This is a genomic window from Pseudoxanthomonas suwonensis, from assembly GCF_000972865.1.
Taxonomy (GTDB): domain Bacteria; phylum Pseudomonadota; class Gammaproteobacteria; order Xanthomonadales; family Xanthomonadaceae; genus Pseudoxanthomonas; species Pseudoxanthomonas suwonensis_B.
In genome coordinates, this window is sequence record NZ_CP011144.1 from 158,535 (window position 1) to 169,967 (window position 11,433).

10 protein-coding genes and 3 tRNA genes are annotated in these 11,433 nt (G+C 72.7%); 1 reads left to right on the top strand and 12 read right to left on the bottom strand.

The annotated features are described in order from the left end of the window. Positions 1 to 61: 61 nt before the first annotated feature. Positions 62 to 145 (bottom strand) — tRNA-Leu (locus tag WQ53_RS00650). 112 nt (positions 146 to 257) lie between these two features. On the opposite strand from WQ53_RS00650, the gene WQ53_RS00655 reads away from it, so the two are divergent. After that, positions 258 to 1,268 (top strand): LacI family DNA-binding transcriptional regulator, encoded by a 1,011-nt coding sequence (locus tag WQ53_RS00655; protein ID WP_052629540.1) that lies wholly within the window; start codon positions 258 to 260, stop codon positions 1,266 to 1,268. A 79-nt stretch (positions 1,269 to 1,347) separates the two neighbouring features. On the opposite strand, the gene WQ53_RS00660 is transcribed toward WQ53_RS00655, so the two are convergent. From WQ53_RS00660 to WQ53_RS00710, 11 genes are all read right to left on the bottom strand, one after another. Continuing rightward, positions 1,348 to 1,421, bottom strand: a tRNA-Cys gene (locus WQ53_RS00660). A 122-nt stretch (positions 1,422 to 1,543) separates the two neighbouring features. Beyond that, a tRNA-Gly gene (locus tag WQ53_RS00665) sits at positions 1,544 to 1,619 on the bottom strand. Between the two features lie 37 nt (positions 1,620 to 1,656). Next, positions 1,657 to 2,295, bottom strand: a complete 639-nt coding sequence (pgsA, locus tag WQ53_RS00670; RefSeq protein ID WP_052629541.1) for a CDP-diacylglycerol--glycerol-3-phosphate 3-phosphatidyltransferase — start codon at positions 2,293 to 2,295, stop codon at positions 1,657 to 1,659. Positions 2,296 to 2,308: 13 nt separating this feature from the next. Further along, positions 2,309 to 4,216: an excinuclease ABC subunit UvrC gene (uvrC, locus tag WQ53_RS00675; protein WP_052629542.1), complete on the bottom strand. Its 1,908-nt coding sequence runs from the start codon at positions 4,214 to 4,216 to the stop codon at positions 2,309 to 2,311. Beyond that, positions 4,213 to 5,625, bottom strand: coding sequence for a redoxin domain-containing protein (locus tag WQ53_RS00680; protein ID WP_052629543.1), 1,413 nt, complete (start codon positions 5,623 to 5,625; stop codon positions 4,213 to 4,215). The genes uvrC and WQ53_RS00680 overlap by 4 nt, the downstream gene beginning before the upstream one ends. Continuing rightward, positions 5,622 to 6,125 carry a low molecular weight protein-tyrosine-phosphatase gene (locus WQ53_RS00685; protein WP_052629544.1) on the bottom strand — a complete coding sequence of 168 codons (504 nt, stop codon included), beginning with the start codon at positions 6,123 to 6,125 and terminating at the stop codon, positions 5,622 to 5,624. The genes WQ53_RS00680 and WQ53_RS00685 overlap by 4 nt, the downstream gene beginning before the upstream one ends. After that, positions 6,122 to 6,892 (bottom strand): 3-deoxy-manno-octulosonate cytidylyltransferase, encoded by a 771-nt coding sequence (gene kdsB, locus WQ53_RS00690; protein ID WP_052633808.1) that lies wholly within the window; start codon positions 6,890 to 6,892, stop codon positions 6,122 to 6,124. Before kdsB ends, WQ53_RS00685 begins: the two co-directional genes overlap by 4 nt. Before the next feature lie 363 nt (positions 6,893 to 7,255). After that, complete coding sequence (gene lpxK, locus WQ53_RS00695; RefSeq protein ID WP_052629545.1) at positions 7,256 to 8,260, bottom strand: tetraacyldisaccharide 4'-kinase; 1,005 nt, start codon at positions 8,258 to 8,260, stop codon at positions 7,256 to 7,258. Between the two features lie 22 nt (positions 8,261 to 8,282). After that, complete coding sequence (gene msbA / locus WQ53_RS00700) at positions 8,283 to 10,034, bottom strand: lipid A export permease/ATP-binding protein MsbA (RefSeq protein WP_052629546.1); 1,752 nt, start codon at positions 10,032 to 10,034, stop codon at positions 8,283 to 8,285. Further along, positions 10,031 to 10,465, bottom strand: a complete 435-nt coding sequence (locus tag WQ53_RS00705; protein ID WP_052629547.1) for an ExbD/TolR family protein — start codon at positions 10,463 to 10,465, stop codon at positions 10,031 to 10,033. Before WQ53_RS00705 ends, msbA begins: the two co-directional genes overlap by 4 nt. A gap of 7 nt (positions 10,466 to 10,472) precedes the next feature. Beyond that, entirely contained in the window at positions 10,473 to 11,171 is a 699-nt protein-coding gene (locus tag WQ53_RS00710; protein ID WP_052633810.1) for a MotA/TolQ/ExbB proton channel family protein, read from the bottom strand. Positions 11,172 to 11,433: the final 262 nt, after the last annotated feature.

The following is an 11,433-nucleotide window of genomic DNA, read 5'->3' on the forward strand; positions in this document are numbered from 1 at the left end:
CCGCGTTGCGCTGGAGGTGCCGGCCCGGCCATTCGACACGGAGCCCGCCTGCCACAAGGCATGCCCGGAGCGGGGGTCGAACCCGCATAGCCTTTCGGCTGGGGGATTTTAAGTCCCCTGTGTCTACCAGTTTCACCACCCGGGCGCGGCCCGTGCATTGTGCCACCGCCGTCGGCGGCGCGACCGCCGTCCGGCGCGGCGCGTTGCTATCATGCGGCGGACCCGCGATCGGCAGGCGGGCAAGGGGCCACGAACGCATGCGCGCCAGGATCGAGGACGTCGCCGCGGCGGCGGGCGTGTCGATGAAGACCGTCTCGCGGGTGTTCAACCGCGAACCCAACGTGCGCGAGGACACCCGGCACAAGGTCGAGGAAGCCGCGCGCCAGCTGCACTACCGGCCCAACTCCTCGGCGCGCAGCCTGGCCGGCCGGCGCTCGTACCTGATCTCGCTGCTGTACGACAACCCGTCCTCGAACTACGTGATGGAGATCATCGAGGGCGTGCTGGCGGCCTGCGAACAGGCCCACTACGGCCTGACCCTGCGCCCGGTCGACTTCGGTCGCCGCGGCCATGTCGAGTCGGTCGAAGGGCTGGTCAACCAGTACCGCCCGGACGGGCTGGTGCTAACCCCGCCGCTGACCGACGACCTGCCGCTGCTGCGCCGGCTGCGCGAACTGGACGTGCGCTACGCCGGGATCTCGGCCAAGCGCAACAACGCCCGCATCGGCGCGACCCTGGACGAACGCGCGGCGGTGGCCGACATGATGGCCCACGTGGTCGCGCTCGGGCACCGGCGCATCGCCCACATCACCGGCCACCGCAGCCATGGTGCGCGCGCCTGGCGCCTGGCTGGTTACCTGGATGGCCTGAACCAGGCCGGGATCGAACCGGATCCGGCGCTGGTGATCGAGGGCGAGTTCTCGTTCGAGTCCGGCATCGCCGGCGCGCGCCGCCTGCTCGACCTGGACGACCCGCCCACGGCGATCTTCGGCGCCAACGACGACACCGCCTGCGGCGTGCTGTACGAGGCCGCCGCGCGCGGGCTGGCCGTGCCGGAGCAGCTGTCGGTGTTCGGCTTCGACGACACCCCGATGTCACGCCAGGTCTGGCCGAGCCTGAGCACGATCCGCCAACCCAGCCGCGAGATGGGCCGGATCGCCGCCCGCCAGCTGCTCGACGAGATCACCGGCCACGGCGTCGGCAGCATCGTGAAGGTGCCCTACCAGCTGCAGATCCGGCATTCGACCGGGCCGCGGCGCCAACGCTGAATCCGGCGGCCGCGGCATCGCGGGGCGCGTTTGCGGCGCCTGAAACGCAACGCCCCCGCCGGAAGCGGGGGTCGGAGGATGGAGGCCTGGGTCGGAATTGAACCGGCGTACGCGGATTTGCAGTCCGCTGCATAACCACTCTGCCACCAGGCCGGAGGCTCGCGCCGCCACCGCAGTGTAATCGCTGGGGGCCGGCCCGACAAAACAAAACCCCGTTGCCGGGGTCCGTTTTCGATCCTGTCCGGCGCCGGGGCGACGGCAGGATCAATCGTGTCTGGAGCGGGAAACGAGACTCGAACTCGCGACCTCAACCTTGGCAAGGTTGCGCTCTACCAACTGAGCTATTCCCGCTTGGGAGACGCGCATTTTAGGGATTCGGCGGGCGCTGTCAACCGGGTTTGCGCTTTTCCCCGGTGGCGCGGGCGGCGGCGGCCTGCTCGTCGGCGCGCAGCGCCGGCCAGGCCGCGTGCAGGTACTGGAAACCGGACCACAGGGTCAGCACCGCGGCGGCGGCCAGCAGCCAGTCGCCGACATGGAACACCAGTTCGCCCAGCCAGATGTCGGTGCCGGGCTGCAGCGGGGAGCGCGGATTGATCGCATACAGCAGGCACGACAGCGCCACCATCTGCGCGACGGTCTTGATCTTGCCGATAGAGGCCACCTTGACCGTGGCCCGCTGCCCCAGTTCGGCCATCCACTCGCGCAGCGCCGACACGGCGATCTCGCGGCCGACGATGACTGCGGCCCAGAACGCCATCCACGGCGTCGGGTGCCCCTGCACGATCAGGAACAAGGCCACGGCCACCATCATCTTGTCGGCCACCGGGTCGAGGAAGGCGCCGAACGCCGAGTACTGGTGGTAGCGGCGCGCGACCCAACCGTCGAGCCAGTCGGTCACCGCGGCCAGGATGAACACCGCCGCGGCGGCGAAGTTGGTCCACTGGTACGGAAGGTAGAAGACCACCACCAGCACCGGGATCAGCACGATCCGCAGCAGGGTCAGCCAGGTCGGGATGGTCAACTTCATCGGACCTTCTTCTTCATCCGTTTTCCGCCGCCGGGGGCTCCAGCCCGTGCAGGGTAGCGTAGATGCGCGCGGCCAGTGCGGCATTGATGCCCTCCACCCGCGCGATCTCCTCTTCGCCGGCGGCCTTGAGCCCGGCCAGCCCGCCGAAATGCCGCAGCAGCGCGGCGCGCCGGCGCGGGCCGATGCCGGGGATGTCCTCCAGCCGGCTGGTGGTGCGCGCCTTCTGCCGCCGGCCGCGGTGGCCGGTGATGGCGAAGCGGTGCGCCTCGTCGCGGACCTGCTGGATGAACTGCAGCGCCGGCGAGGCCGCGCCCGGACGCAATTCGCGGCCGTCGGCCAGGACCAGGGTCTCTTCGCCGGCGCGGCGCTGTTCGCCCTTGGACACGCCGACCAGCAGCACGCCCTCCACGCCCAGGTCGGCCAGCGCCTCGCGCGCCTGCGCCAACTGCCCGGCGCCACCGTCGATCAGCAGCACGTCCGGCAGCACCGCGTTCCTCGCCAGGCCCGGCGCCGCGTCCGGTGCCTGGTCGGAGCCGGCCCCGGCTTCCAGCGCGCGGCGGAAGCGGCGCTCGATCGCCTGGCGCATCGCCGCGTAGTCGTCGCCCGGCTCGATCCCGGCGATGTTGTAGCGCCGGTACTGGTTGCGCACCGGCCCGGCCGGGTCGAACACCACGCACGAGGCCACGGTCGCCTCGCCCAGGGTGTGGCTGATGTCGAAGCACTCGATCCGCGCCGGCACCTCGGCCAGGCCGAGCAGGTCGCGCACCGCCTCGCTGCGCGCCTGCTGCGCGCCGCGGCTGGCCAGCTCGGTGGCCAGGGCCAACTGCGCATTGCGCTTGGCCAGGTCCAGGTAACCGGCGCGCTCGCCGCGCACGCTGGACTTCAGCGCCACCTTGCGCCCGACGGCCTCGGCCAGGGCCAGCTCGATCAGCCCGGCGTCGGGAATGGGACGGTCGAGCACGATCTCCGCCGGCGGCGGCTGCTCGGCGTAGTACTGGGAGACGAACGCGGCCAGCACTTCCTCCGCGCTGTCCTCGCCGTTGGTGCGCGGGAAGAACGCGCGCGTGCCCAGGTTGCGGCCGTCGCGGAACGCCAGCAGCAGCACGCAGGCCGCGCTGCCCTGCATCGCGCAGGCCAGCACGTCGAGGTTGGCGGCGTGGCCGTCCACGTACTGCCGCGCCTGCAGCCCGCGCAGGGTCGCCAGCAGGTCGCGCAGGCGCGCGGCCTGCTCGAATTCGAGCCTGGCGCTGGCCGCCTCCATCGCCGCGGCCAGTTCCTCGCCCAGCTCGTCGCTGCGCCCCTCCAGGAACAGCGAGGCGCGGCGCACCGACTCGGCGTACTCGCCGGCCTCGACCAGGCCCACGCACGGCGCCGAGCAGCGGCCGATCTGGTACTGCAGGCACGGCCGGCTGCGGTTGCGGAACACGCTGTCCTCGCAGCTGCGCAGGCGGAACAGCTTGAACATCAGGTCCATGGTCTCGCGCACCGCGCCGGCGCTGGCGTACGGGCCGAAGTAGCGTCCCTGCACCGCGCGCGGGCCGCGGTGGAAGGCCAGCCGCGGCCACTGTTCCTGGGTCAGCAGCACGTACGGGTAGCTCTTGTCGTCGCGCAGGGAGACGTTGTAGCGCGGCGCCAGCGACTTGATCAGCTGGTTCTCCAGCAGCAGCGCCTCGGCCTCGGTGCGGGTGACCGTGACCTCCATGCGCGCCACCTGCGCCACCATGGCGTGGATGCGCGGGGTCCTGGGCGCGTTGTTGAAGTAGCTGGCCACGCGGCGCCTGAGCGCGCCGGCCTTGCCCACGTACAGCAGGCTGCCGTCGGCGGCGTACATGCGGTACACGCCCGGCGCGGTGCTCAGTTGGGCGACGAAGGCCTTGCCGTCGAACTGCCCTGCCGCAGGATCTCCCGCCGGGTCGTTCATTCGTCGATCGACACGTCTTCCAGGCTGCCGGTGACGATGTCGTAGCGCAGCACGCCATGGGCGTCGGTTTCGGCGATCCAGACCGCGCCGCCGGCGATGGCCAGGCCGGTGGGGCCGTGCAGGCGCCGCGGCAGCTCGACCGTGCTCAGCTCGCCGCCGCCCAGGCGCAGGGTGCGCAGCATGCCGTTGCCGCTGTCGGCGATCCACAGCAGCGGCGCGTCGGCGCTCAGGGCGATCCCCAGCGGATGCTGCAGCCGCGCCGACGAGCGCGGGCCGTCGGTGTCGCCGAACTCCCACGGACCCTGCCCGACCAGGGTCTGGACCAGGTCGTTGCGCAGCTGCAGCGAGCGCACTGCCGAGCCCAGCGCGTCGCACACGTACAGCACCTGCTGCACCGCGGCCAGGCCCGCCGGCTGCGCGAACGCGGCCATCATCGCGTTGCCGTCGCGCAGTTCCAGGCGGCCGGAGCCGGCGCGCAGGCGCAGTTCGCCACGGCCCAGGTCGTAGCTCCAGATACGGTTGTCGCCGGCGCTGGCGATGTGCACCTGGTTGGCGGCCGCGGCCAGCGCCAGCGGATGGTGCAGCGGGCCGCGCGCGGCCGGATTGACCGGCCCCTCGGCCGGATCGCCCGGCCGGCCGTTGCCGCACAGCGTGTCCACCTGGCCGGTGCCCAGCTGGATCCGGCGCAGGGCGTGGTTGCCGGCGTCGGCGACGTAGAGGTGCTCGCGCTCCAGGGCCAGGCCCTGCGGGCGGTTGAACGCGGCCTGGTCGGCCGGGCCGTCCATGAAGTCGGCGGTGCCCAGCCCGAACTGGCGCAGGATGCGGCCGGCGTGGCTGCATTCGAGGATGCGGTGGTGGCCGCTGTCGGCGATGTACAGGCGGTCGCCGCTGGCGGCGATCCCGGCCGGGAAGCGCAGGCTCAGGCGCGGCTCGGGCAGGGTCTCGGCGGAGACCAGGTCCTCCTCCAGCGGCGGCGGCAGGCCCTCGATCAGCGCGAACAGCGAGCGGTCCAGGTCGCCGCCGAGGCCGACGATGCGCTCGCGCTCGGCGCCGTCGGCGTCGACCAGCAGCAGCGTCGGCCAGGCCTCGATGCCGTAGCGCTGCCACGCGGCCCAGTCGGCGTCGAGCAGCACCGGCGAGGCCACGCCCAGCCGGCGCAGCAGCTTGAGCGAGCGCTGCGGCACCCGCTCGCTGTCGAAGCGCGGCACCTGCACCACCAGCACCTGGATGCGGCCGGGGTTGCGCCCCTGCCACTGCGCCAGTTCCGCCAGGCGCTGCGCGCACCAGACCGAGGCGGCGTTGACGAACGCCAGCACCACCGGGCGGCCGCGCAACTCGTGCAGGGAGGCTGCCTGGGCGTTGAGCCAGGGCAGTTCGCGGGGCAGTTCCTGGAGGGTGGCCGCGTTCATGGGCCGATTATGCCGGACACCGGCCGGGCGGACAGGCGCGCGACGACCGCCTGTGCGGCTGTATCGACCAGTTGCCAGACCTCCTCGAAGTGGTCGCTGTGGCCGTAGTACGGGTCCGGCACTTCGCCCGCGGGCACGGTGCCGGCCCAGTCCAGCAGCAGCGCCACGCGCTCGCGGGCCGGCGGCGGCGCCAGCCGGCGCACGTCGCGCAGGTTGTCGGCGTCGGCGCACAGCAGCCAGTCGAAGTCGGCGAAGTCGCGGCTGCGGAGCTGGCGGGCGCGCAGCGCCGCGATGTCCACGCCGTGGCCGCGTGCGCAGGCGATGGCACGCCGGTCCGGCGGCTCGCCGGCGTGCCAGCCGCCGGTGCCGGCCGAGTCCACCTGGACCCGGCCGGCCAGCGGCGAGGCCTCGATCCGCGCGCGCAGCGCGCCTTCGGCCAGCGGCGAACGGCAGATGTTGCCCAGGCACACCACGAGGAGCCGGGTAGCTGCCGACTTCATCCGCCGGCGCCCTGCAGCCGCGCCTCGGCGCGGGCCAGGTCCTCGGGCGTGTCCACGCCCGGCGGGAACGGCGCCGGCGCCAGCGCCACCGCGATCCGGTGGCCGGCCTCCAGCACCCGCAGCTGCTCCAGCGATTCGACCTGCTCCAGCCGGCCGGGCGGCATCCGCGCGAAGGTCTGCAGGAAGCCGGCGCGGTAGGCGTAGATGCCGATGTGGCGCAGCCAGTGCCCGCCCGCCGGCAGCACGCTGCGGTCGCGGGCGAAGGCATCGCGCGGCCACGGCAGCGGCGCGCGGCTGAAGTACAGCGCATCGCCGGAGGCGGCGCGGACCAGCTTGACCGTGTTCGGGTCGAACAGGGTCTGCGCATCGGCGAGTGGCTCGGCCAGGGTCGCCATCGGCGCGCCGCTGTCGACCAGCGCGCGCGCGACCTCGCGGATACCGCTGGGCGGAGCGAAGGGTTCGTCGCCCTGCAGGTTGACCACCACGGTGTCGTCGTCCCAGCCGGCGGTGGCGGAGCATTCGGCCAGGCGGTCGGTGCCGGAAGCGTGGTCGGGCGAGGTCATCGCCACGCGCACGCCGGCGACGCCGGCGACGGCCGCGGCCACGCGCTCGTCGTCGGTGGCCAGCCAGACCTCGCGCGCACCCGCTTCGAGCGCGCGGCGGGCGACGTGCAGGACCAGCGGCTCGCCGCCGAGCGGGCGCAGCGGCTTGCCCGGTAGGCGGCTGGCGGCGTAGCGGGCCGGGATGGCGACGACGAAATCGGGCAAGGGCTCCATGCGTTCCTCCCAGTGGATCGGCCGCATTGTAGGAGCAACCGGGAGTGGCTCAATGGAAGCGTGCCGTCGTCGGACAACTTCCGTCCCCGTCGTCCCGGCGGCTGACGCAACGCGCGGATGCACTTCCTTCGCCCTCCGGGACCAGGTGCCCTACGGGGTAGAAGGTGCCCGAAGGGCGGATGAGGGTACGGAGGAGCGACGGCGATCGGGGGCTTCTTCGGGTACCGACCCTCACCCCAACCCCTCACCCGGGGGGAGAGGGGCTTCGACGCGCCGGCTGTCGGAACGGCCGAATGTTTCCAGTCGCGGCCGAGACAGAGGTCCCCGGAATCGGTCTCTCAGGCAGAGGCGTCCTCAGCGCAGGCGCGCCAGGCGGTCCAGCAGCGCGACCCAGAACGCGGCGGGCAGTTCGGCGTCAACCGGAACCGAATAGCAGCGCGCGTCGGCGAACGGCGCGCACTTGACCGCGTCCTTCTCGGTCATCAGCACCGGCAGATCGTTGCCGAACTCCAGGTCCTCGGCACGGTAGGCGTGGTGGTCGGGGAAGGCGTGCGGGACCACGCCCACGCCCAGCGCGCGCAGCATGTCGAAGAAGCGCTGCGGGTTGCCGATGCCGGCCACCGCGTGCACGCGGATGCCGATGTACGAGGCCAGCGCACGCGGCCGCCCGCCGGCGATGGGCAGGGCCGCGCGCGACTGCAGCTGCATCGGCCATTCGCCGAAGCCGGTCCCGCCCGGCTCGGCGGCATGGCCGAGGTTGACCACGCGGAAGTCGCAGCAGCGGCCGCGCTCGACCGGCTCGCGCAGCGGGCCGGCCGGCAGCATCCGACCGTTGCCGTAGCGGCGGGTGCCGTCGACCACTTCGATCTCGACGTCTCGGGCCAGGCGGTAGTGCTGCAGGCCGTCGTCGCAGACCACGATGTCGCAGCCGGCCTCGGCCAGCGCGCGCGCCGCGGCGGCGCGATCGCGGTCCACCCGCACCGGCACGGCGAGCCGGCGCGCGATCAGCACCGGTTCGTCGCCGCCCTCCTCCGGCGCGGTTTCCGCGGTCACCCAGCGCGGCACGCCTTCGTCGCGGCGGCCGTAGCCGCGGCTGGCCACGCCCGGGCGCCACCCGGCCTCGCGCAGCTTCTGCACCACGGCCAGGGTCAATGGGGTCTTGCCGGCGCCGCCGGCGGCCAGGTTGCCGATCACCAGCACCGGCACCTCGACCCGGCGCTGGCGCAACAGGCCGGTCCGGTACAGGTGCCCACGCAACGCGACCACGCCGGCGTAGACCGGTGCCAGCAGCCGCGCCCACACCGGCACGGCCGCATCACCGAACCACCAGGCCGGCGTTCGTGGCGCTCCCTTGCTCATGCCGTTCGTCCCTCCGCTGGCCTCATCCGGCCCGGCGCTCGCGGAACTGCATGCCGTGCAGGTGCGCGTACAGTCCACCGGCAGCCATCAGCTCGGCGTGATTGCCGCGCTCGACCAGGCGGCCGTGGTCCAGCACCAGCACCTGGTCGGCGTGCTCGATGGTCGACAGCCGGTGCGCGATCACCAGCGTGGTGCGCTCGGGCATCAGCCGCTGCAGCGCGTCCTGCACCAGCCGCTCGGACTCGTTGTCCAGCGCGGCGGTGGCCTCGTCCAGGATCAGCACCGGCGCGTCGCGCAGGATCGCGCGGGCGATCGCCAGGCGCTGGCGCTGGCCGCCGGACAGCAGCGCGCCGTTCTCGCCGATCGGCGTGTCCAGGCCGTGCGGCAGGCGCTCGATGAACTCCCAGGCGTTGGCCGCCTCGGCCGCGGCGCGGATCGCAGTGCGGTCGGCCTGCATGCCGTAGGCGATGTTGGCCGCCACGGTGTCGTCGAACAGCATCACCTTCTGCCCGACCAGGGCGATCTGCCGGCGCAGGTCGGCCATGCGGTAGTCGTGCAGCTCCACTCCGTCGAGGGTGATGTGGCCGCTGCTGGGCTCGTAGAAGCGCGGCACCAGCCGCACCAGGCTGGTCTTGCCGCTGCCGGAGCGGCCGACGATCGCGGTCACCGTGCCCGGCCGCGCGCTGAAGCTGATGTCGTCCAGGGCGAAGCCGGGCTGGTCGCGGTAGCGCAGGCTGACCTGGTCGAACACCAGTTCGCCGCGCGCGCGGCCGAGGGTGCGCGTGCCGGTGTCGGCCTCCTCCTCGGCGTCGAGGATCGCGAACAGCCGCTCGGACGCGGCCACGCCGCGCGCGATCGCAGTCTGCACGTTGGTGATCCGGCGCAGCGACGGGATGATGCCCATCATCGCGGTCATCAGGCTGATGAACTGGCCGGCGTTGAGCCGCCCGGCCAGCGCCTCGCGCGTGGCCACCGCCACGATCAGCGCCAGGGCGATCGCCGCCAGCAGCTGGACCATGCCCGACGCGGCCGCGCGGGTGGTTTCGACCTTCATGTTCAGGCCGAGGATGCGGTTGGCCAGCCCCGAGTAGCGCGAAATCTCCTGCGCCTGCGCGCCATGGATCTTCACGTCCTGCTGCGCGGACAGCGACTGCTCGGCGCTGGCGGCCATGCGGCCCATGCCGTCCTGGATGCCGCCGCTGATCCGGCGGTAGCGCTTGCCCACGTACCACACGATCACCCCGATCAGCGGGGTGATCAGCAGCATCGCCAGGGTCACCTTGACGCTCATGTAGAGCATCAGCGCCAGGAGGTAGACGATGGTCAGGGTGTCGGTGACCAGGGTCTTGAGCGCCTCGGAACTGGCCTGGGTGACCTGCTCGGTGTCGAAGTTCAGGCGGCTGACCATCACCGGCGTGGACTCGGCATCGAACTGGGTCGACGGCAGCCGCAGGTACTTGGCCAGCACCTGCTCGCGCAGGTCGCGGACCACGCTGCGGCCGGTGCGGGCCATGCCGTAGTCGGTGACGAAGGTGGCCGCGCTGCGCAGCACGAACAGGCCGACGATGGCCAGCGGCAGCAGCACCGCCATGCGCGGCTCGGGATTGACGAAGCCGCGGTTGGTCAGCGGCTCCATCAGCCAGATGAAGGCCGCGCCGGCGCCCGCCTCCACCAGCATGCCCAGCAGCGCCGCGGCCAGGAACACCCGGTAGCGCCCGGCGTAGCCGAGCAGGCGCCGGTAGATCGGCCAGGCCGGCGGGTGGCGGCCGCTCAAGACTGCGGCTCCGGTGCCGGCGTGTCCGGCGCGGTGGCGATGGCGATCCGGCGGAAGCCCAGCTGGGCCAGCGCGTCCTGGGCGGTGACCACCGCCTGGTACGGCGTGCGCGCGTCGGCGCGCAGCATGACCGGCAGTTCGCGGTCGTCGCCGGCCGCTTCCACTATGGCCTGCTTGACCGCCTCGATGTCGGTGCGCAGGACCTCGCGCTCGCCGACGAAGTAGCGGCCGTCGGCATTGACGATGATGTTCAGGGTCCGCGCCGGCGGCGGCGCCTGCGGGCTGGCCACCGGCAGCTGCAGCTGCAGCGTGGAGCGCACGTCGAAGGTGGTGGTGATCACGAAGAAGATGATCAGCACCAGGATCACGTCGATCAGCGGCACCAGGTCGATGCCCGGCTCGTCGTAGGCGCGCTGGTCGCGGATGCGCATGGCGGTCTCAGCGGCGGACCGGCGCGGCCGGCGCCGGGCGCGCGGCGGCGGCGCGGGCCGCGGCGGCCTGCGCGGCCACGGCCGGCGGGACCTGCGGCGCCGGGCGGGCGTTGTCCAGCGCGTCGAGCAGCGCGGTGGCCTCCTGTTCCATCTCGATCACGTAGCCGGCGATGCGGCTGCGGAAGAAGCGGTGGAAGATCAGCGCCGGCACCGCGACGATCATGCCGGTGGCGGTGCAGACCAGCGCCTTGCCGATGCCGCCGGCGAGCTGGCTCACGTCGCCCAGGCCGTGGTCGAGGATGCCCAGGAACATCTGGATCATGCCCACCACCGTGCCCAGCAGGCCCAGCAGCGGGCCGGCGCTGGCGATGGTGCCCAGCGCGCTGAGGAACTTCTCCATCTTGAACACCAGGTGGCGGCCGGTGTCCTCCAGCCGCTCGCGGACCATCTCGCGCGGCTTGTGGCGCACGTCCAGCGCGGCGGCCAGCAGCTCGCCCAGCGGCGAGTTGCGGCGCAGGGATTCGATGTGGGCCGGGTCCAGCTGGCCGCGCGCGGCCCAGTTGCGGACCTCCTCACCCAGCTTCGGCGGCATGACCTCGGCGCGGCGCAGGCTCCACAGCCGCTCCAGGATGATCGCCAGGGCCGCCACGCCCAGCAGCAGCAACGGCAGCATCGGCCATCCACCGGCCTTGACCAGCTCCCACACCTGAACCACCTCCGGCACTTGGCCGCATCCACGAACCGTAAGGATGACGGCAAACGCGGCCCGCGCGCCAGCCCGCCCGGGTGGGAACGCGGCGGGGCGCACGTTCCGGCCTGCCGGACCGGATTGCCGAGCCTTCCCGATATTCCACTCGTCGTCCCGGCGAACGCCGGGACCCAGCGTCTTTCGATCGCGGGCCGATGTCGTTGCAAAGCCGAAGTCACTGGGTCCCGGCGTTCGCCGGGACGACGGGGATTGGGTGCTC

Excerpts from the sequence above, each read along its gene's own strand:
- WQ53_RS00655 (WP_052629540.1), top strand. The coding sequence starts at position 258 with ATGCGCGCCAGGATCGAGGACGTCGCCGCGGCGGCGGGCGTGTCGATG.
- pgsA (WP_052629541.1), bottom strand. The coding sequence starts at position 2,295 with ATGAAGTTGACCATCCCGACCTGGCTGACCCTGCTGCGGATCGTGCTG.
- uvrC (WP_052629542.1), bottom strand. The coding sequence starts at position 4,216 with ATGAACGACCCGGCGGGAGATCCTGCGGCAGGGCAGTTCGACGGCAAG.
- WQ53_RS00680 (WP_052629543.1), bottom strand. The coding sequence starts at position 5,625 with ATGAACGCGGCCACCCTCCAGGAACTGCCCCGCGAACTGCCCTGGCTC.
- WQ53_RS00685 (WP_052629544.1), bottom strand. The coding sequence starts at position 6,125 with ATGAAGTCGGCAGCTACCCGGCTCCTCGTGGTGTGCCTGGGCAACATC.
- lpxK (WP_052629545.1), bottom strand. The coding sequence starts at position 8,260 with ATGAGCAAGGGAGCGCCACGAACGCCGGCCTGGTGGTTCGGTGATGCG.
- WQ53_RS00705 (WP_052629547.1), bottom strand. The coding sequence starts at position 10,465 with ATGCGCATCCGCGACCAGCGCGCCTACGACGAGCCGGGCATCGACCTG.